The 21,937-nt window shown below is 59.9% G+C and carries 16 protein-coding genes; 1 reads left to right on the forward strand and 15 read right to left on the reverse strand.

All coding sequences use genetic code 11. The annotated features are described in order from the left end of the window. Positions 1 to 7: 7 nt before the first annotated feature. The 15 genes from NSND_RS10795 to NSND_RS10865 all read right to left on the reverse strand — a co-directional run bounded on the left by NSND_RS10795 (position 8) and on the right by NSND_RS10865 (position 18,788). Entirely contained in the window at positions 8 to 2,332 is a 2,325-nt protein-coding gene (locus NSND_RS10795; RefSeq protein WP_080879009.1) for a TonB-dependent receptor family protein, read from the reverse strand. Positions 2,333 to 2,838: 506 nt separating this feature from the next. After that, positions 2,839 to 4,803 (reverse strand): alpha/beta hydrolase family protein, encoded by a 1,965-nt coding sequence (locus NSND_RS10800; RefSeq protein ID WP_080879010.1) that lies wholly within the window; start codon positions 4,801 to 4,803, stop codon positions 2,839 to 2,841. Between the two features lie 242 nt (positions 4,804 to 5,045). Then, on the reverse strand, positions 5,046 to 7,307 hold the full coding sequence (locus NSND_RS10805; RefSeq protein ID WP_080879011.1) for a TonB-dependent receptor family protein: 2,262 nt from the start codon (positions 7,305 to 7,307) through the stop codon (positions 5,046 to 5,048). Between the two features lie 75 nt (positions 7,308 to 7,382). After that, positions 7,383 to 8,786: an amidohydrolase family protein gene (locus tag NSND_RS10810; protein ID WP_080879012.1), complete on the reverse strand. Its 1,404-nt coding sequence runs from the start codon at positions 8,784 to 8,786 to the stop codon at positions 7,383 to 7,385. Positions 8,787 to 8,859: 73 nt separating this feature from the next. Beyond that, entirely contained in the window at positions 8,860 to 9,054 is a 195-nt protein-coding gene (locus NSND_RS10815; RefSeq protein WP_080879013.1) for a helix-turn-helix domain-containing protein, read from the reverse strand. Positions 9,055 to 9,115: 61 nt separating this feature from the next. Next, positions 9,116 to 11,440 carry a TonB-dependent receptor family protein gene (locus NSND_RS10820; protein WP_080879014.1) on the reverse strand — a complete coding sequence of 775 codons (2,325 nt, stop codon included), beginning with the start codon at positions 11,438 to 11,440 and terminating at the stop codon, positions 9,116 to 9,118. A gap of 109 nt (positions 11,441 to 11,549) precedes the next feature. Further along, complete coding sequence (locus NSND_RS10825) at positions 11,550 to 11,870, reverse strand: hypothetical protein (protein WP_080879015.1); 321 nt, start codon at positions 11,868 to 11,870, stop codon at positions 11,550 to 11,552. Further along, positions 11,867 to 12,400, reverse strand: coding sequence for a TlpA family protein disulfide reductase (locus NSND_RS10830; protein WP_080879016.1), 534 nt, complete (start codon positions 12,398 to 12,400; stop codon positions 11,867 to 11,869). The genes NSND_RS10825 and NSND_RS10830 overlap by 4 nt, the downstream gene beginning before the upstream one ends. A gap of 24 nt (positions 12,401 to 12,424) precedes the next feature. Beyond that, positions 12,425 to 13,702, reverse strand: a complete 1,278-nt coding sequence (locus NSND_RS10835; protein WP_080879017.1) for a sialidase family protein — start codon at positions 13,700 to 13,702, stop codon at positions 12,425 to 12,427. Between the two features lie 22 nt (positions 13,703 to 13,724). Continuing rightward, a complete protein-coding gene (locus NSND_RS10840; protein ID WP_080879018.1) occupies positions 13,725 to 14,093 on the reverse strand; it encodes a Plug domain-containing protein in 369 nt (122 codons plus the stop codon). Positions 14,094 to 14,159: 66 nt separating this feature from the next. Continuing rightward, complete coding sequence (locus NSND_RS10845; protein ID WP_080879019.1) at positions 14,160 to 15,302, reverse strand: energy transducer TonB; 1,143 nt, start codon at positions 15,300 to 15,302, stop codon at positions 14,160 to 14,162. A 34-nt stretch (positions 15,303 to 15,336) separates the two neighbouring features. Beyond that, positions 15,337 to 15,795, reverse strand: coding sequence for a hypothetical protein (locus tag NSND_RS10850; protein ID WP_080879020.1), 459 nt, complete (start codon positions 15,793 to 15,795; stop codon positions 15,337 to 15,339). A gap of 245 nt (positions 15,796 to 16,040) precedes the next feature. After that, on the reverse strand, positions 16,041 to 17,315 hold the full coding sequence (locus tag NSND_RS10855) for a sialidase family protein (protein ID WP_080879021.1): 1,275 nt from the start codon (positions 17,313 to 17,315) through the stop codon (positions 16,041 to 16,043). Between the two features lie 132 nt (positions 17,316 to 17,447). Further along, positions 17,448 to 17,753 carry a hypothetical protein gene (locus tag NSND_RS10860; RefSeq protein ID WP_080879022.1) on the reverse strand — a complete coding sequence of 102 codons (306 nt, stop codon included), beginning with the start codon at positions 17,751 to 17,753 and terminating at the stop codon, positions 17,448 to 17,450. A gap of 96 nt (positions 17,754 to 17,849) precedes the next feature. Then, a complete protein-coding gene (locus tag NSND_RS10865; RefSeq protein ID WP_159450751.1) occupies positions 17,850 to 18,788 on the reverse strand; it encodes a tetratricopeptide repeat protein in 939 nt (312 codons plus the stop codon). 396 nt (positions 18,789 to 19,184) lie between these two features. Here NSND_RS10865 and secA point away from each other — a divergent pair, with 396 nt between their 5' ends. Next, positions 19,185 to 21,890, forward strand: a complete 2,706-nt coding sequence (secA, locus tag NSND_RS10870) for a preprotein translocase subunit SecA (RefSeq protein ID WP_080879024.1) — start codon at positions 19,185 to 19,187, stop codon at positions 21,888 to 21,890. Positions 21,891 to 21,937: the final 47 nt, after the last annotated feature.

Here is a 21,937-nt window from a genome sequence, read left to right on the forward strand (position 1 = left end):
CCTCCTGCTAAAACCCCAGCGTCACGCCCGCGTAGAACGCCCGCCCGATCCCCGCGTAGAATGCCTGTTTGTTGGCATCCGCCACGCTGTCGGCCACCGGCGTGGCCCACGCGACATAGGCCTTGTCGAAGATATTGTCTAGTTCCACATACGTCTTAATAAACTTGATGTAGCGGTTGTTGTGGGTGCGGTAGTAATGGTGCGCGTTGGCATTGAACAGGACATAGGAGGGAGCGCCGAGCGTATTGTTGTTATTGACGTAGAAACTGTCGATCCAACTCCCCTCGACCCAGCCGCCGAGCCCGGACGGCGTATGGTCGTAGGCCGCCTTTATGTTGAAGACATTCTTTTCCACCGACGGAACCTGGCGTCCCGATTGATTGACCCGCGTCACGACCCCGCCGGTCCCGAATTGATCGACGAACCGAATGTACTGACTATCCATGTGCGTATAGGCACCGGTGAGTCGCAGTCCTTCCAAAGGCATCCAACGCCAACCGAGTTCGATACCACGATATTGGGACTCCTTCGCATTGACGGCGAAATTGCCGGCCGTCGTCGGCGTGATCGGCACACTTTGCGTAATGATTTCGTCTTTAAAGAAGGTCCAGAACCCGACCGCTTCGACCCAGAGGGTGGGCGTCAGTTGCGTGTTGGTGCCGATTTCGACATTGAAGTTCTTTTGCGGCTTGACGTTATTGTTGAAGCCGGGATTGCCGTCCAGGCCCACCGTCATATTGCTGAACTGCGGGATGCCATACCCCACGGATGCACGCGTCCAGATGTTCGTCCCCTCGTTCAGCCGGTAGGTGAGGGAGATGTCGGGAGCCCAGTTGTCGAACGACCGGTTGACGCCGACGGTGCTGGTGAGCGTGCTGGTCGTGGTCGTCGCGGAAAAATTGTTGACGAAGCCGGAGATATCCGAGCGTTCATAACCCAAGCCCACCGCCAGGATCCATTTCGGTGTGAATTCCAATTCTTCGCGAAACCTCCCTCCGATGTTGCGCACCGAGAAGCGGTTCTGCTGAGTCACCGGCCCGAACGCCCCGGACCCATTGTTGAGATTGAGATTATTCACCCCTTCCTGTTCGAGATAGTTGGCGAAGAACCCGAGGTAACTCTTCAAGGGCATGCTGCCGAGTTTTCCGTCGTGCCGCAGGTCCGTATAGTGTTTGAAGCTCGGGTTGACGGTGGTACCGACCGGCTGGTTGATATCCTTCACGTGATAATCGGCCTCTGTCGTCAGCACCGTATTGGCGTCGATTTGTCGCTCGTAGATGGCGCCCACCATCGTCAAGCGGTCGCGTAGCTTTTGCCCCAATGTGACCGGATTGGTCGTCGAAGTACCGCCCATTTGTCTTGGGTTCGCCCTGAATTGGCTGAGGGTCAGACGAGTGGGAAATTTCTCATCCTCGTCGACATTGACCGCTTTCACATACAACGTCTGGCGGTCGTCGATGCGGTACCGGATATTGAGATTGACCGTGGACATCCAATATTGGCTATGGTCTCGCCACCCGTCCTCACGCTGATAACTCGAAAACAACGCGATGTCCAAATTGCCGTATTCCTTTCCGATCGCAATTGCCTGTTTGTGATAGCCATATGATCCGGCCGTGACGAACGTTTCCACCCCGTCGATATCCCTGCCGCGCCTGGTCCGGAGATGCACCATCCCACCCAGCGCATAGTTGTCGTACAACGACGATGACGGTCCACGCCGCACCTCGATGCTCCGGAGGAACCAGGGATCATGGAGTTCGGGCCGCGCCGTGCCGTCGGGCTGCGTCACGGAAAAGCCGTCTTCGTACATTTTGATGTTGCGAACGCAGCAGCCGGTCTTGTTGCCCGACCCACGAATCGAGAGATTTACCTCGCGCCCGCCATGTTCCTGCCGGGGCACAATGCCGGGTATCGATTCCAGCGATTCCCGGAGATGCCGGGTCGGCTGCGATTCGTGTTCGCTCCGGTCCGTCGAAGACTGCGTTACCCCAGTCGGCCGGCTCTCGACCCGCTGGCTCATCACCCGGATGTCGGTCAAGGCGATTTCCGGGACTGTTCCCGGCGGTCCTTCCGCCTGCTGTTCTTGGATCACACTCGGCTCGGGCGCTTGCCGCCCTCTCGCCCTGCGCATGTCTTTGACTTCTTCTAGTTGGTCGATGATCCCCTTCAGCTTTTGCTTTAGCGCCTGTTCGCGCTGATCCAGTACAGCCTCTTCTACAACCTCTTCGCCTCCGCTCGACACTTCCGCCGCGCGGGCAGGATGAGGCCCCGAACCTATCTGCATAAAAGTGAGACCCAGTATGACGATAACCCATCGGAACAATGACATGACTTTATGCTCCCTTTGCGCAAGGACGCGCCCGGCACCCAGGGGGCAGGACAACGTCCGCAAGCCAGAGTCGAGGACATGGAGAGGCGATCGTCACGACGCGAGGGGAGCCGGAGGAGCACGTGAACGAATCACGGAAGAACGGGAATGGGCGCTCGGGGAAAAGCGCGTCTCTGCCCCGATCGCTGCCGAGACAACCGGTGCATCCGGAGGCATGTCCGGGACTAGTCCCGTGTCGGCTTGGCTCTGGCAGACCGCGCTACAGGGAAGGGCATGGGCTGTGTCGTGGGAATGGGTCTGTGAACCCGGTACGGGAACAAGACCCGTGCCGACGCAGACCGGGGAGGCAGCCAGGACAAGGGCGTAGAGGACGACGAACAGCCCTGTCCCGATACGACACTGCCCGCTCCCTCGAACCACTGCTTTCATAGCGGCGGCAGTGTAATGGGGGGGGGCCGGAGCTGTCTACCGACGGATACCTATGGATGCTCGACCGTGAGGCAGATTCATTCGAGGTGGGACTTCAGAAATTGTTCCAGTTCCGTAAACACCTGCAGGCGGTCCTGTTCCCGACTCAGCGTCTGATCGGCGAAGGGAAGTTCCACGTATCGATAGGTCGTGACGTTGGCCGCTTTCAGCGCCTCGGCCATGTCTCGACCATGCGACACCGGCACCGCCCGGTCCATGGCGCCGTGCATCAGGAGCAGCGGGGTGCGAATCTCCTTCGCATGAAAGACCGGCGAGGTATCGCGCAGCCGCTCACGGTCGGTCCACCAAGAGCCGACACGCATTTCGGCCATCGGTTTCTGATTCAAATACCAACGGCTATCAGATACGACCTGCGACAAGTCCGTCACCCCGCCCAGGCTGACGGCGCAGCGATAGAGATCCGGCGTCTTCACGGCGCCCATCAGGGCGGCATACCCTCCATAGCCCGATCCGACGATACAGATACGGTTGGCATTGGCGATGCCGGAGCGGATGGCGTACTGCACCGCATCGGTCAGGTCGTCCTGCATCTCCAAGCCCCAGCGTTGAAATCCGGCACGCAGAAATTCGTCTCCATACCCTTCGGTTCCTCGAAAGCGAGGCTCCAGCACGGCCCAACCGCGACTGACAAACCACTGCGTCCAATAATTGTATGCACCTGGCGATCGCGAGGCAGGGCCGCCATGAGGGAATAGAATCATCGGAAGTTGGCGCGGGTCCCGATCCTTGGGAACGGTCAGGAAGACCTGCAACTCCTTGCCGTCCCGCGCCGTCACATAGGTCGTAGTAGGAGCAGACAGCGCGGCCGTCTCCAGATCGGGGTACGACCTGCCGAGCAATACCATCCGCCCGTCGTGTTCATCGAAGAGCGACCATTGCGGAGGATGCGCCGCGCCGCTCGATTTCACGATGTGAAGCCGGCCGTCGTCGCTGCTGCTGTGAATCACATTGACGCGCCCTGGAATCGCCCGATCGATGCGGGCCTGCAGCCGCTGCGCGTCGAAGTCCCAAAACAAAACCCGCTCGTCCGCCGCGCTGTAGCGGACCCCGACTACTTTCTTACGTCCAGGCGCATACACCAACTCGCCGGTTAAATCACGCTTCGCATCGGCGACAACGAGGAGACGGTCCACTCGACGATCGACGACGTTCATTTTGAAGATGGCCGCCTTGCCCTGATGCTGATCTCTCACATAGAGCCAGTCCGGGTCGGCATCGAAGGCCAAGGGCAACATTCCGGTTTCTTTCGCCAGGTCATACTCCCCCAACTCACGCCAGAGCGTGGATTCCGGCACCTTGTAAATCACCCGCACGGTGGTGCCGAATTGGCCGACTCCGACCCTCAACCGGCCTTCGCGATCGGCTATCCACTGCAACACATTCCGTGGCCCTGGCTGTAGACCTGGATTGGTCTGCACCAGCGTCCGCTCGCCGGAATAGATATCCACTTTATATACATCAGGAGAGTTCGGACGCTCCAGGTCAAGCGCAATCAAGACATGCCTGGGATCGCCGGGAATGGTGCCCACCAGGCGATCCTGGAATTGAGGAAAGTGCTTTTTCCCGAAGATCGAAGGAAAGGAACTCACCCTGAGGAGATTGCCGTTCTGTTGCGTTCCATCCCGGTTCACTGCCAACAGTCTGGTTTCCTGCGAATCGACACCCTCACGCGAATCGGCAAAACGCACGCTGACCAACACCCGTTCCTCATTGGCCCATCGGAACCAGGTAATGACATATTCCTGGTTGTCCGTTGTGACGACGCGATGCGCATCCTGCCCCGTGACGGTTTGGGTGTCCAGATAGGTCTTTCCCTCGTGGTGGCGAAGCACGGCCAGGTGCCGACCCGAGGGAGAGAGTTGGATGGAGGCGATACGGGGAAGTGAGGCGAAGGCTTCGACAGGTGGAGGCCCGGAGCTGGAATCGGCATAGACCGGTACCACGCTCCAGACAAGCACAAAAAAAATGAAAAGTCCGTACATGGCCGGCACGGCCTATCCCTGAAGTTACCAGGACATGTCCATATCCGGGAACACCCGTCGGCTTTCTTTATCCCATGTTCGGACGACGATCGTCTATCCCATTTTTCGAGCAGCATCACCCCGCCAGGAGCGATGCGTGGCTGATTCACCACCTTTCGCGAACGGTGCAGCAGGAGCCCATCCGACGATGGGCCCCTGCGTGCCATGCGAGCACGCTGCCTGCAGCCTGCTTCCACAGCCGGTTAGAATTTGTACTCGACTCCTCCAAACGCGCTGATGCCCAATCCCGCGTTGGCATACCGATTGAACTGATCGTTCACCACCACCGCGCCGGCATAGGTCTTATCGGTCAAATTACGTCCTTCGGCAAAGAGCGTCCAGTGTTCATCGACGTTCCATCCAGAACGCAGATTGATAAGCGCATAGGAGGGGTTCTTGATGGTGTTTTGATAGTCCGTATAAAAGCCGGACAGCGACCATTCGATATTCGGCGCGATCCACCAGCCTGACGGATGGTCGTACCGGAACTCCACGTTCAGGCTATGTTCCGGCGCGCCGGCGACCGTATTCCCATCCTTGGCGATCAGTACATTCGGACCCACCGCTCCGCCGCCCCGCACATCGTCGGTGAATTTGAAACGCGACCAGGTGTAGGCCACACGCGTCTGCAGGCTGTCCTCTCGTCCGGCTCCGCCTTGCGCGAACAGACCTTTCCCCAAGACCATCCCGCCACCGGCTTCCACGCCGGTATGCCGCGTGCCGTTCGCATTTTGGAACGTTCCTTGGTTGTTGATGATCGAGGCCAGAATTTCCTTCTGCATTTCCAAGTTGTAGACGGTCACATCCCAGGTGTAGCGCTTGTCCGCTGATGTTCCTCGGTGACCGAGTTCCAATTGCCATGCCCGCTGAGCATCGAGGTTCAAGAAGCCTGTATTCGGCGTGCCGTTCGCATTAACCGAGGAGAGCAACTCCAGATTGAGCGGCGCCTCATAGGCCCGGCTGGCATTGAAATACAATTGCGAGGTCGGCGTTGTGCGATACACGAACCCGATCTTCGGGCTGATTGCATCGAAATGCTGTAACGGCCGGTTCGTGCCGGTCGGCGTGGACGGCGTATTGGGATTGAAGGGATTCCCGGCCGGCCCGAAATTATCCACCGTCGCCTGACGCCCTGTGTAATCCCACCGGCCGCCGAGCACGATGGTGAAATCCTTGGTGGCATCAAACGCATCTTCTGCATACATCCCGAAATACGTCGTCTTGGCCGTATAGTTCTGCGTCAGCGCCCCGATACTGCCGTTGATGTTCACGAACCGCTGCTGCCGCTGATTGCCGTATCGCGGCTGGAATCCGGCGACGAACGAGTTGTTCTTACCGAACAACGAGTTGGAGTTCACGTACCGGAACTCACCGCCGACGTTATTGTTCTCCTGTCGGATCGTCTGAAAGATAGGATGGTCCACATACTGGTTCGAGAAGTAGGGAATGATCTCAAAATATTGGTTCGGGGCGAACTCGTTGTGGTACGCGATTCCGATACGCTGCAAGTTATAGTACCGCCCGTAGTTACAGACTTGGTTATTCTGATTACACGCAAAAAACGGCGGGGTGCCGGGAGGGCTCTGCCCGCCCGCCTGCTGCCGGTTTTGAAACAGCTGTCCCGTGGTCAACGATCCAGGAATGCGCTCCGCCACATTCGCCTGCAGAAAGTAGGCGCGGATCTCCTGGTGGTTGCCGAGCTGCAGGCCGATGTTGGCATTGATGCGCTCCCGGGCCTGCTGACTGTTGTCTTGATATCCGTCCTGGCGATTGCCTGACACGCTGATGTAGTAATCCATCGTCGCGCTCATGTTGCCCACCTGGAAGGGCTGCAAGACCTTGCCACTGGACACCTGGCCGCTCACCATGCCGAAGCTGCCGCCGAGCATCCGCATTTGCAGGGTGGAGGCGCTATACCCGGTGCGCGGCACGAAATTGATCGCGCCACCGATGCTGTTCGCGCCGTACCGCAGGGCGTTCGCGCCCTTGTAAACTTCGATACGTTCGTAGGCCAAAAGGTCGATCGATTCGAAGTCTGAAAATCCGTCGGCATCGCCGAAGAAGATTCCGTTGATGAGAATATTGATCCCGCGATGGTGAAAGTTATTGCGCAACGAGGTGCCACGAATTTGGAACTGCCCTTCATCGGCACCGAAACGCGATTGAAACCTGACACCTGGCGCGAACTGCAGCACGTCCTGCAGATTCAGCGCGCGCGATTCGGTAATCTCCTTCTCCTGGATGAGGATGTTGCTGCCGGGACGACGCGCAAATTCCCGCTTCACATCCTCGACGTTTTCAATCCGCTTGCCCTTTACCTCCACCGCATCGACCACGACAACCGGCGCCTCCTGATCCGACGGCTCCCCGGCCGCCTGCGCAACAGACGGTTCGATCCCCACCATCAAGGCCGCGGCCAGACAGGCCGCCGCCGTTCCTCTTCCCCACAAGACCACTGACTTCATCGCTCGACTCCTCCTGCGCAAATAAATAAAAAAGACACGATCATATCGACTGACCGGTCCAGGCCGCCTGACGTGTCAGTGAGCCCGGTGACCGGCCCCTGAAGGGGCGGCGTCATGACGGAAGGAACGATCGAGATTCACACCCTGCTTGAATCGCCGCACGATACGCTGCACTTGCGAAAAATCCTCGACGGGGTTGCCGGCCAAAGCGACAAAGCTGGCCTCGTACCCTTCGTCGAATCGCCCGATCCGACGGTCGGGAAAAATCGAAGCCGGCGTGTCCTCACACCACATCTTGAGCAGCGTCAGGTTGTCGAAGAGATGAAACCTGCCCAGCTGCATCACCTCCGCCAGCGATGTCTCGGCATGGTCGCTGCCCACCACGACGCGCACTCCCACGCGATGGAGCAACGCGATGTTGTCCTTGAGAACCTGTGACAATGATTCATCCGGCGCCGTTGCGTGATGATCGGACGGCCCGGTGGCATGCCCTTCGTAGTGCCCGTGCGGGTGATGTCCTGTCACGGAGGGCATGGCGCTTCCCGCCACAGCGGTGGTCACGACCCGCACGTGACGTTCCAAGGCCAACCGCGCATCCGCTTCCGTGAGTCGGGCGGACTCCGCATCGGCGGCACTGTTCACCAACCATCCCGGCACATGCGCAATCTCATCGACTCCCGCACGGATCGCATGGCGAAAGTCCGCCGCCGTTTCGACATGGGCCGTCACCTGTAGCCCTGCCGCATGGGCCTTGGCGACAATCTGTGCCACGAGTCGAGGATGCAAACCGCTTCGCTGCGGGGAATGTCCGGACTTCCCGGTCGCGTCATCGTCTTCGGAATGCACGAGATACACTTTCAGGAAGTCAGGCCGGCCACTCGTGATCACCGGCCACTTCGTCTCCACATCGGCATCGGTGTCGAGCACGATGTACGACCGGTTCTCAAACCAGCCTCGCTCGACCGTCCCGATGGCCGGTTCGTACCGGCCCAGGCGCAACACATCCTCATACAACGCGATGGGATGGCCTCCTTGCCCCGTCAGCCCTGCGTGCGCAAAGGTCGCATCGATGCTCGTCGGTCGATTGACCGCGCCGCGAGTTTCCAGGGCGAGGTCCCGGACGTTGTTCGGATTCTTCACATAGAACACGCCGTCCTTGAGGTACCGCTCTGCCACCGCCTGAATATTCCACGAACCTTCCACGTTATGATTGTGCGCTTCACCGAACGGCGGCACGACGAACAGGCCGGAGAGATCCACCGTCTCGACTCGCCCCTGCGGCGGGGTGCGGGTCAAACGTCCCTGGACTGAATACCAAGTGGCCGCCTGAAACCCTTTCCCGTCGAACCATCGGCCGTTGGTGAAGGCATAGGAATCGCTCCCGGACGGCCCGGTCTGCTGCGAGGCCTTCGACGATAGGCCCGTCCCTCCCGCGCAACCGGCCAGCAGACACACCAGACACAACAGAATGCGATGCATAGGTCCTCTCACTCGCGCACACAAGCCCGCATCGACCTCTCACGGGCCGGGTGCAGCCTTTGCGAGACACGCATCAGACGGTCAGGTTCATTTCCTGCGTCTTATTGTTTTGCACCAGGCGTTCCAGCGACGTGCGGAACACCCTGAGGCTGCCGCGCCCGATCTTGGTGCCTTCCAACCGCCCTTCTTCCACCCACCGATAAATCGTCCAGCGGCTCACGGCCAACACATCCGCCGCCTCACCGACCCGCAAGAGTTGCTTGTTCATGGCAATCTCCTTGTTAAGCGCGCGAGCGGCCTCGCATCCGGGCACCGCTCGCGCCACGTGGTTAAAACAATCCCAACGTCACCCCGGCATAAAACGACCGGCCATACCCGGCAAAGAACAACGTCTTGTTCGCATCCGCCGTGCTATCGGCCACCACGTTGCCGGAGGCCGCATATTTCTTGTCCGCAATATTGTCGATCTCAGCAAAGAACTTCGCGAAGCGGATCCACTTGTTATTGTGGAACTCGAAGTTCTTATGGATATTCAGGTTGGCGATGACATAGGCAGGGATGCCTACCGTGTTGTTGTTGTTCAAGAAGTAACTATTCATATAGTTGACTTCCACCCAACCGCCCCACCCGCTGGCGGCATGATCGTAGGACTCCTTGAAATTGATGGTGTCCGTCGGCACGTTCGGCACCGCCTTGCCGTCCCGCACGAATGCCGTCGGAATCCCGCCGGCCAGGAATTGATCGCTAAAATTGATGTACCGGGCGTCGATATGCGTGTAGGCACCGGAGAGCCGCAACCCGTCCAATGGACGCCAGTCGTAGAACAACTCAATGCCCCGATACTGCGACGAGTCCGCGTTGATCGCGGCCTGGCCGCCGGTATTGGACACGACCTGGGTGATGATTTCGTCTTTGACGAACGTGACGAAGCCGACCAACTGCACCGTCAAGGTCTTGTGCAGCCGGGACTCGGTGCCGATTTCGACGTTGAGGTTTTTCTGCGGCTTCAGATCGAAGTTGGTTCCGGCAAGACCCGTAAAGGGATTGGTCAACAGATTGCCAAACCCCGGAATGGCATACCCGGTGGAAGCGCGCACCCAATGGCGATACCCATCGGCCGGCTTCCAGCTGACCGACAGTTCCGGCGCCCAGTTGCTGAAGCTTCGTTCGGCTCCGGACCGGCCACTCACCGCCCCAGCCGTGTAGTTGATCGTCTGCACGCTCAACTGCGATTGCTCGAACCCGAGGCCTGCGGCCAGGGTCCACTTCGGAACAAATTCTAATTCTTCTCGAAACCGTCCGCCGATGTTCCGGATCGTCCCGCGGCTGTTCTGTGCCAATGTGCCGCGCGTACCGAAAAAGTCCTGGAGGTTATTGAAGGTCTGCCCTTCCTGCTCCATCTGATTCACAAAAAATCCGACGTAACTGCGCAAGGGCATGTCGAACAGCCGCCCGTCATGACGTAGATCGGTGTAGTGTTTGTAGTTCGGATTGATGTTGTCGCTGATCTGCGTGAAGGTCTGATTGATGTCCTTCACGTCGTAGTCGGCTTCCATCGTCAAGACGGTGTTGGCATCGATCTGCCGTTCATACATTCCACCGATGATATTCCGCCGGTCCAATCGACGCTGGCCCAAGAGCACGGCATTCGTGGCATTGTTGATCCCGCCGGCTTGCCGGTGGTCGGCATCGAACTGCGACAGCGTCAGCCGCGTCGGCACCCGCGAGTCCAGCCAGTTCGTAATCGCCTTGAAATACAGGTTCTGCTTGTCGTCCACCTTCACGCGAAAATTAAAATTCATCGTTTGCGTGCTGTAGTCGCTGTGGCGAATGAATCCGTCCTCGGCGACGTGACTGCCGAAGAGCGAGATGTCCACATTGTCGAATTGCTGGCCGACGGCGAATCCGTATTTCTGATAGCCGTAGGACCCGCCGCTGATGAAACTCTCCATCCCGTTGATGTCACTGCCACGCCTCGTACGGAAGTGCACCATGCCGCCCAGTGCGTAGTTGTCGTAGAGAGAGGAAGACGCGCCTCGCGTGACTTCGACGCTCCGCATAAACCAGGGATCGTGGATATCCAGACGGGACAATCCATCGGATTGCGTTTGAATGAATCCGTCTTCGTACATTTTGATCTCACGCACCGCAAACGAGGTTTTGACGCCCGAGCCACGGATCGAAATACTGAAATCCCTCGGTCCGTTGGCCTGTCGCAGGATCACGCCGGGGAGCGACTCCATCGACTCACGAAGCGTCCTGGTCGGCTGCGATTCGGTTTCCGACTGCTCCGTCGCCGACAGCGTGATCCCTTCCGGACGCCGCTGCACCCGGTCGCTCACGATGCTGACATCGGCCAGTTCAAATTGCGGAATCGCTTCGGCGGCTTTTCCTTCCGACGGCTCCTGCACCACCGACGGCTGTACCGGCGCGGCGGTCGCGCCACCTGCAGGCGCCTGTCGGAGTTCCTCCAGTTCATGAAGAATTTTCTGTAGCTGATCCCTCAAGTCCCGCTCCCGCGCGCTTTTTTCAACGACCGCGCCGGCCGCCGCTTCCTCCTGCGCAAGTGCGCGGGAGGCTGTGAACGGCAGTGCCACTACCAGGGTGAACAGCAGAATGAATTGAATTTGAGATGAATTCCGACGGGCCCACATACACGTCCTCCCGGCACAACTGTGCACACGACAGCAGAGACATACCCTTCCCGCCCCTGTCTGGCCGGACGAGAAAAGCTGCTAGAACACCTAGCGATCTGAAATGGAATTACGATTGAACGGGCGGCGCGCGAGAGGCGGCGTGGAAGCCCGCGCCGCCGGCGATGACGGTATGATCGCGCTCGACAAACAGCGCGACCACAAGGAACGGATGAAGCACCAGTGCGGACGCCGCAGCATCCGACGTGGGATTGGCCTGACAAGCCCAATTACAGAAACTGGAGTGAGAGACCGTTCCGCCATGATGATGGCCGGCCGACATGGGGTCGGCATGGTCGAAGGCGCAGGCCATGGAGAACGCCGCCAGGACCAGATAGATCCCCGCAAGTGCGGCCGCGAGTCCGACGGAGGGTGTCTTGAGACGGCTCATGGCATCAGCCCCTGCAACGCCTGCACCGCCTTGGGCGCATCCCACTCACGCGGTCCGACAGCGCGGCCCAGCAAGGCCCCCTGCCGGTCGATGAACACCGTGGTCGGCAAGGCCCGCACCAGATAGGCTTGCGAGACATCCTGCTGCTCGTCGAACAACACGGGGAGTTGCACGTTGAGATTAGCCAGGAACTGCTTGATGCCGGCGCGCTGCAAGTCGGTCGTGATGGTCAGCAACACGAAGCGGTCGGGGTCCAGCTGCCGTCGCAGACGCTCAAAGGCCGGCATTTCTTCTTTGCAGGGCCCGCACCAGGTGGCCCAGAAATTCACCACGACGACTTTCCCCTTCAAGTCCGCGAGTTGCACCGACCGGCCATCCAGCGACTGTAGCTCAAAGGCCGCAGCGGCAGTGCCCGGTGCAACCCGCGCGATTTTCAACGCGGCGAAAGGATCATCCGCCCATACAGGACCGGCCGTCGTGCTCAGCACAACCGCCAGCATGAGGCCTCTCAACAATCCCGTCGGCATCATCGTTCCAATCACAAACCCACCCAGCTAACGCACCGGTTCAGCCGCCACCTTCACCGAAGGCACCTTCACGGTCTGCATCACAATTTTATGACCTGGCATGCCATGCTCCATCCAGGCCAAGGCAAACAGGCCCTGACTATTCACCGCCACGACCGGAGTCTGGCTTTTTTTCTCGTTTACCTTGTGCGGCGCCGTAAACGTTGCCCCACGATCCATCGAGACGCTCATCACCACATCCCGCTTGACCGGAGCCTGCTCCTCCCACACCACCACGATCCGTCCTTCGGGATCGACCGCAATCTGCGGATGGTCGGGAAAGGTGTTTTTCGAGACGTTCAACTTCCGCTTTTCAGAAAAACTCTTCCCCCGATCGTCCGAATAGGCGATGTAGACGGCGGGGATTTCGTCCGTTCCTTCGGTGTACCAGACGACGTAGAGACGACCCTGACGGTCCACACCCATCGAGGCCGGACGATGCGGGCAGGCCGGGAACACCCATCGATCATGCCCCACGATCACGGGCGCCTCGAAGGTCTCCCCGTGGTCCGTCGAACGGGCGACCACAGTTTCACGAACATTGCCTTCAAAAATCTTGCGCCAAGCTACGTAGACCATGCCCTCAGGACCACTCGTCACCGCCGTGCGGCAGCAGACACAGGTACCCTCGTCCACCTTGAGATTCCTGGTGATCGTCGCGCCACGGTCCAACGAACGGGCCACGTAGGTACCCGGCTCCTTCTTTCCTTCACGCCCGTCGATCCAGGAGAGGTGCAACCGTCCATCCGCATCACGATGCAACGCATCGAAGGTATGTTGAATGACCCCCGGATCGTCGTTCACCGCGACGGAGGGCTGAAACGTCTTGCCCCCATCGATCGAGCGGCTCAATCGCAATTCCGTCGCGAAGGGCTGTTGCGGCGTGGCTTTCGGATGGGCCAGGCCCCAGGTGACAAACACGTCTTCCCCCTGCACAACCAGCGCCGGCGCTTCCTGGCGCCAATAGGGCACGTCCTCCGGGCGGTTGATGCGCACCGGCACTCCCATCGGCCCGCCTGCCTCCGCGCTGCGGGCGTACAGAACCGACCGCACATCCTTCTCCTCTTCCATCCAGGCCAAGGAGACTTGCCCCTGCTCATCCACCTGCACGGACGGACCCACCAGGCTCTTCACCTTGTGTTCGGTCACAAACTTCTGGCTGAGTTCGAAGGGAACGGCCGACTCCGCCTGCGCGGCCGCAATAGGGATCGCCGCAGCGAGGCACAGGGCCAACAGACCGCCCAGGCTTGTTTCAGACTGTCCCATCACTGCCCTTTCCTTCCCACATTCATTTTCCGGCTCCTCTGATGGAGAGATCGACGGATCGTCCCTCTGCTCCCGGAGACGACGCAACCCCCGGAACCGACTCCATGGATTCTTTCAGCGTCCGCGTGGGCTGGTTGCTCAGTTCGGTCCTCGGCACCGACGAGCGGCTGACCCCGTCCGGCTGCTGTTTCAATTGATTCAATTCCCGCTCAATGCGCTCCCGATGCTTCTGAAGTTCCTCGATCCGCTGAGCCCGAGCAGAATCGGAACCGACGGCCTGCCCATCTCCAGCCCACACACAGCCCGCGGCAATCCACCAGGCCGCGAGAATCCCCGCACAGACAAGAATCGGGAAACCGACCGGTCGCAGATCTTTGCTTACTCTATCCATGATCAGCGACTTACTCTTTCCCGGACGGTCCGCAGGATGGTCAACATGGTCATCCAGCGAGGCGGCCTAGCGATTCAAACTGTAACTGACCGGCAGATGCAGCACGACCATCGGCGCCGTCAACTCGTGCTTCATATGCAGAGGACAGGCGCGCCGCACCGCTTCCATCGCCGCCTGATCCAACGACTCATGCCCTGAACTTTTCACCACCTCGACGTCTTTGAGTTGGCCGTCCTGGCGGATCGAGACCTTCAAGACGACTTTGCCTTCCCAGCCGTTCAAGCGCGCGGTGCTGGGATAATGCCGGAGTTCGATGATGCGGCGATGCAGCGATTCGGCCAACCAGCCATAATCGGCTTTGGTGGCGGGCCTCGGCGTCGCCACGCGCGCCACGACTTGATGTTCTTGTAACGTCGCTGGATCCGGCTGCGCTGCCGCCACTGGCGCGGGGACGGCAGCGACCGGGGCCGTCGGGGCAGGAGGGGCAGGCGCCGGCTCACTGACGGACGCGACGGCCTCCACGGCCGGAGCGGGACTCGCCGGGGCCGGTTCAGCCGCCGGAGCAGCGTGCACGACCGGCGCACTCGCCGTAACAACCGGTTCAGGCCTCGTCTCCATCACCGTCGGCTCGCTGATCACCGCCTGGGCCTGATAGGTCTGAGCCGTTGCAGGCGCCGCCTCCACAATCGTCTGCTCGACGGCCGCAGCAGTTTCCCGTACCACCTCAGCCGGCATCGCCGCTTGCATCAACGGCTCCGTTTTTTGAACCTCTTGCGGCTCGATGGGCTTGGCTTGCACCTGCACCACTTCCCTGGTCGGCTGAATCTGTTCTTGAGGACGAACCGTTTCGACGACCGGCTGCACCTCACGTTGGATCGCCTGCGGCACGACCCGCGTTTCCACCTGACGTTGCACCGGCTGAGGCGGCGGTGGCACGGCACGTACCGGCTCAGGTCGCGGCTTCACCGGAGTCGGAACGGGAGGCTGCACCTGCGGCACCGGAGCCGGCTCTTCCTGGCGCACCACTTCACGCGGAGCCTCGACCAGCGCCACATCCCATTTGAACGGCTCTTTCTCCACCACCATGGCCATTTTCGGCATCAGCCCGAATGCCGCCAGCGCGAGGCAGGCATGCAACAGGAGCGATGCTCCCCACCCTGTCATCGACCGCTTCGGTTGCCACGATTGCGCCACGAGCACATTCTCCATGGGACACTTCCTTTCGAAACGAGACGGTCCGCCCTTACTTGAACATCACCTTGGATACAGACCCGATCGGCACCTCGACCTGGCCGAAATCCGACTCGCCCTTGAAGCTGCCGCTGACGGCAGGCGTAAATTCCCCGTTCTTGCCGTTCGTTAAGGTCACCGTCATGGCCGGCGCAGTCTTGTCGGCACCGGGCTTGATCTCAATCTGCTTGATCTGGTCGAACTTGATATTGACCGTCGCCGTGCCGCGCTTGGCCGGCAGGTGCCGCAACTCATGCGGGACGAACGAGGTCTCACTCATTTTTTCTTCCCAATAGAAGATGCCGTTCTTCAACTCGGTCTCGACCCCCTGCTGGTCGGTCACGGCAATGGTGAACGACTTCTCCGCCTTTCCATCGGCGGCGGACACGCCCGGCGCCCACAGTATGATCGCCAATCCCACCAACCCGTACAGCCCCATCCGTCCCACCCGCTGATTCACCTGCGTCCTCATGACTCCTCCCCTTGCTCCTGCGGAATACTGAAAAAGTCCGTCAACTTTGTTCTCGCTGCGTTCAGAGGCTCACCGTGCGGGAACAGTACGCTTCGCCCCTTCGCTTGCTGCGGCCTTGCTGGACGGCCTTTGTGAGCATCCTGCAAATTATCCGGTCGTGGTCGTCGCACTTCAGATAACGACGGCTATTGAACGAACCCCGAGTGTTTCCGCAACCTGCTACAAATAGGAATCGCCGGACCGCGCTAGGGTGTCACCACGCGCGACAGTTGCCCCTGTTGTACGATAATTCTGTTGTACGGAAAGGCATGTTCGGTCCAGCCCAACGCCACCGTTCCACTGTCGTGGATGGCCACGGTCGGATGCTCGGCCTTGGAGCCGCTGCTCAAGGTCTGCATCGGGCTGAATGTCTGCCCGCGATCGTCAGAAACCCGCATCACCACACGCTTTCGCACCCCCGTCACTTCCTCCCACACCGCCACGACCCGGCCATCCGGATGGACGGCCATGTGGAGATTGTCCGGCAAAGAGGTTGTGGCATTGTGTAGCGCTACCGGCGCGGAAAACGTCGTGCCCTGATCGTCCGATGTTGAAATAAAGAGGCGCGGCTGTTCGTCCTTGCCCTCGGTGTACCACCCGATATAGAGGCGTCCCCGGCCATCGAATGCGATCGAAGGGCCCCGATGGGGACAGGCGTCAAAGACCCATCCGTCCCGACTGACGACGGTCGGCGGGGAAAACGTCCGGCCCTGGTCGGTTGAATGCGCAATCACAATGTCCCGCACATTGCCCTCGAAGGTCTTGCGCCAGGCGGCCCACAGCGACCCATCCGACGCCTGCGCGAGCATCGGACGGCAACAGGGACAGGCCATCCCGTCGAGGACGAGATTCTTATCGACCGTGGCGCCGTGATCCCGGGAGCACGCGAACATGATCCCTGCCCCGCTCCGGTCCTTGTTCCGTCCATCCAGCCATGCAAGATAGATCTCGCCATTTTTTCCGGCAATCACATGCTCAAAGGTATGCGAAATGGCCAAGCCATCGTCATTGACCTGCACCGGCGGCTGAACACGCGCGCCCCCCGAGTCCAATCGCGCGAGGCGGAGATCCGACGCGAATAAGGCTCCGGGTGTCTTATTGGCAGAGGACCAGGTGACAAACTGTTCTCCGTCCACGCCTATGGCGAAACCCGGTGATTGATGCACGGCTTCCGGCCCGGCACCCGGCGGATTGACGGAAACCTGGGCGACCGCCGAGTGATCAGCGGAAATAACTGCGGTCTTCACCTCCCCCTGCACCCCGTTTTTTTCAATCCAGGCCGCGTGCAGCCTTCCATCGCGATGAAACCGAAGTGTGGGGGGAGAGAGGGCCGTGGTGGACTGGACGAGTGTGAGCGGCGCCCCAAGCATCGTGACCGCCTGGGATTCATTGTGGGCAGAGGCTCCGCTGCTGAAGCCGACGAGAGCCAGCAGGGTCGCAGCACCACACACGGCAACGCCGATCTCACTCACAGGGACCATCACAGTGTCCTCGTATTCCGACGATCTGAAAGAAGGAATGCACCCACAGCATGCGAGACACCTCGCCGAACTGTTTCCTCGGGCTCTGCGACATCGAGTCACGGAGCGAGACAGGCACCACGGAGACTTGGATTAGGCGAACAGGGGTGGAGCGCGAGGCCGACTCGGGGCGAGTCGCTGGGGCAAGAGCACAGTATCAGAGCGGAACGAAGCGTCACCGGCCACGGTGAACAGATGCGTCGAGTGAACGGGGGTCACCACGTGCACCCCGGCCGTCGCACACATCCAGGCACAAATGCCTGACCCATGCATCCCGGCATCGTGATGCGCGGCATGTTGAAGTTCGTGCGCGACCGCGTTCACGGTCGTCACCGCCAATAAGGCAATGACGGCGAATGCGACCAACCAGACGATGCTTTTAAAACGGGAACTTCGCATAAGGACAGGCCCAAAATCTGGCCCGCATGCTAACAAACTGACCGACGGAGCGTCAACGCCACTTTTGGCCTCCAAGGGCCATTCGGCCGGGGCCGGTTACGGTCCGCCCATGCCGATGATGCGCTCGACCCGCTCGTCGCGGCCGCCGAGGTCCCGATAGCGCCGGTATTGCGCCAGCGCCCGCCCCATGTCCTTGCGATGAAGCTCGTAAAAGACCCCGAGGTTATAGTGGGCCTCCGCCGATTGAGGCTTGAGAGCCACCGCCCGCTCGTGCTCCTTCTCCGCCTCCTCCAGCCGGTTCAAACTGGTGTAGACCATGCCCAGATTCAAGTGCGCCTCCGCATATTCGGGGCGATACCGGATCACCTCCAGAAATTCCCGCTCCGCCTCAGCCAGCAGGCCCTGACTCCGATAGACAAACCCCAGGTTGTAATGGGCATCGACCAGATCGGCCTTGACCGCAATGGCTTCTTTGAATGCGGCGGCGGCGGCGTTGAGGTCGTTGCCGCGCTCGGCCAGTCGCCCGAGGAGATACCAGGCATCCGCATGCCCGGGGTTCGCCTGGGTGAGACGGGACAAATACTCGCGGGCCAGCTTGAGATCACCGTGACTGTCATAGAGACTCGCCAAATGATACAGGGCCTCCGCATGGTCAGGACGCACCCGGAGAAGGGACTGATACATCTTCAGGGCATTCGCGCGATCATGCCGTGCTTCATAGAGGTGCGCCAGATCCAGATGGGCTTCTTCATTTCCGGGCGCGATATCCAGCGCCTGCCGCAACACCCCTTCCGCGTCGCTGCCACGCCCTTGCGCCAGATACACATCGGCGAGATCGTTCAGAATCTCCGCGGAAGCCGGCCCCAATTTCAGCGACTGCTTGTAGGCCTGAATCGCCTCGTCGGGATTGCGCTTACTCTGAAAATACACCAGTCCCAACACATGGTACGCCTCGGCCAGCTTGGGATTCTGTGCCACGGCCTTTTTCAACGCCTCGATCGCGCCGTCGGCATTGCCTTCACGAAACAATGTCACGCCCCGCTCGTAACTGCGCCGCGCCGAATCGGACGAAGCGGATGAGGCGTCCGAGACGGGTACGGCTGAGACGAAAACAACCAGGTAGAAGAGCGGAACGCTCGTGATGAGGCTGAGAGAGGAGGTGGCCCTTTGCCGCATCGAAGTCCGCAGTGGAATCCGTGGGTGACCTTCGCCCATAAGAGCCGGCGAAGCGGTGAGCCCCACTATAAATCGCAGCGCATGCGAAAGCAACGACAGGAGCCCGTCGGCCCCGTTCATTGCAAAGCAGTTGAGACCTCCGGCGCTGTTTGGGTAGGATTCCCCTATCGATTCCTGTATACTCCGCCGCCGAGCCCATGCTCAAAGGGTGAGTCTCGCCCGTGAGAAGGTTCATGTGAATAAAGGTGCGTCTGCATGTTGACCCAAGTCCTGAACATCATCTTCGGAAGCAAAAACGACCGCGAGATCAAAGCGTTGCGCCCGATCGTCGAGCGTATCAACGGACTCGAATCCAGCTTCACGCCCTTGTCCGACCAGGCACTGGCCGAGAAGACGCAAGAGTTCAAGAAACGGCTCGAAGACGGAGAAACGCTGGAAGATATTCTGCCCGAAGCGTTCGCCGTGTGCCGGGAAATGTCCCGTCGTCGCTTGAATATGCGGCATTTCGACGTGCAGCTCATCGGCGGCATGATCCTGAATAAAGGCCGGATCGCCGAAATGAAGACCGGTGAGGGCAAGACCCTGGTCGCCACATTGCCCCTCTATTTGAACGCGCTAGAAGGCAAAGGCGCCCACCTGGTCACCGTCAACGATTACCTGGCCAAACGCGATGCCCAATGGATGGCGCAGCTCTATCACGCGCTCGGCCTCTCCGTCGGCATCATCCAGCACGATGCGTCCTTTTTGTATGATCCGACCTATGAAGCGTCGGACAAGCGCCTGCAACATTTGCGGCCCTGCACCAGACATGAGGCCTACCGCGCCGAGATCACCTACGGCACCAACAACGAATACGGGTTCGATTACCTGCGCGACAACCTGATCGTCAGCGACCTGAGTCAATGCGTCCAACGCCCGCTGAACTTCGCCATCGTGGACGAAGTCGACAGCATTCTGATCGACGAGGCGCGTACGCCATTGATCATCTCCGGTCCCACCGATCAAACGACCGATCTGTACTACCGCATCAATTCGATCATCCCGCAGCTCAAGGCGGAGCACGACTATACGATCGAAGAAAAGACCAAGACCGCCTCGCTCACGGAAGAGGGCAACGTCCGTGTGGAGAAACTATTGGGCGTGGACAACCTGTACGACCTGCAGCACATGGATTTGGTCCACCACGTCGTCAAGGCGCTCCAGGCCTATTCACTCTACAAGCGCGATGTCGACTATGTGGTCAAGGACGGCGAAGTCATCATCGTCGATGAGTTTACCGGCCGATTGATGCCGGGCCGCCGGTGGAGCGACGGGTTGCACCAGGCCGTGGAAGCCAAAGAAGGCGTCAAGATCGCCAACGAGAACCAGACTCTGGCCTCCGTCACCTTCCAGAACTACTTCCGTATGTACAAGAAACTGGCCGGCATGACCGGTACGGCCGACACGGAAGCGGGAGAGTTCGCCAAGATCTACAATCTGGACGTCAACGTTGTGCCGACCAACCGGTCGATGGTCCGCAAGGATTACGCCGACGTCGTCTTCCGGACGGAAAAAGAAAAGTTCACGGCGATCGTCGAGGAAATTAAAGACTGCAACGAACGTGGGCAACCGGTCCTGGTCGGCACCGTCTCCATTGAAAAATCCGAGCGGCTGTCCGGCTACCTGAGCCGAAGCGGCGTGAAGCACAATGTCTTGAACGCCAAGTTCCATGAGAAAGAAGCGGAGATCATCGCGCAAGCGGGACGCAAGGGCGCCGTGACCATCGCCACCAACATGGCGGGCCGCGGCACCGACATTCTCCTGGGCGGCAACGCCGACTTCCTGTTCAAACGGATCCTGTACCAGGACGAAAACCTCACGGACGCACGGAAACAGGAAATTTTCGACCAGATTAAGGCCGATTGCGAAAAGGACAAGCAGGAAGTGGTCGCAGCCGGAGGGCTGCATATCCTCGGCACCGAACGGCACGAAAGCCGCCGCATCGACAACCAGCTCCGTGGCCGCGCCGGCCGTCAGGGCGATCCGGGCTCCTCGCGCTTCTACCTGTCGCTCGAAGATGATCTGATGCGCATTTTCGCCTCCGAGCGCGTGTCCCAGTTGATGCTCAAGCTGGGCATGGAAGAAGGCGTGCCGATCGAACACGGGATGGTCACCAGAGCCATCGCCAACGCTCAGAAAAAAGTCGAGGCGCACAACTTCGAAATCCGCAAACAGCTCCTTGAATACGACGACGTGATGAACAAGCAGCGGGAAGTGATCTACCAGCACCGCCACGCCGTGCTGGCCGGCGAGCACATCCAGCAGGATATTCACGACATGATGCGGGACATCGTGAACGCCTTCGTGGAGACCTACTGCCCGGCCGATCAGTACCAGGAAGAATGGGATTTCAACGGCCTTGGCGAAGCGCTGCAGGGCCAGTTCGCTCTGGACGTCACGCAGGGTCACGGCAGCGTCGCAGACCATTTCAAAGACGTCGGGCGGGATGCGCTGATCGAGGACATTCAGAACCAAGTCCGGCGGGCCTACGATCACAAGGAACAGGAACTCGGCTCCGAGCTGATGCGGTATCTGGAAAAGATGCTGCTGCTCCAGGTGATCGACCACCACTGGAAAGATCACTTGCTGGGCATGGACCATTTGCGGGACGGCATCGGCCTGCGCGGATATGGGCAAAAGGACCCGCTGATCGAGTACAAGCGCGAAGGGTTCGACATGTTCTCCTCCATGATGGACCGGATCAAGTCGGATGTGCTGGAGCGGATGTTTCGCGTCCAGGCCGTGCGGGGCGAGCAACCGCCCCCTCCCGCACCCGAGCCGACCCCTCCGCCTCGCATGGTGCTCAATCGCAGCGACGAACCAGCCACGCAAACGGTCCAGAGCCAGGCGGACAAAACCGGTCGCAACGATCCCTGCCCCTGCGGGAGCGGAAAAAAATTCAAGAAGTGCCACGGGGCGTAACAGGGAACAGGCACTCCCCCTTCACTCACGACGGATCGAGCAAACAC

Source organism: Nitrospira sp. ND1, assembly GCF_900170025.1.
In the GTDB taxonomy this organism is placed as follows: Bacteria; Nitrospirota; Nitrospiria; order Nitrospirales; family Nitrospiraceae; genus Nitrospira_A.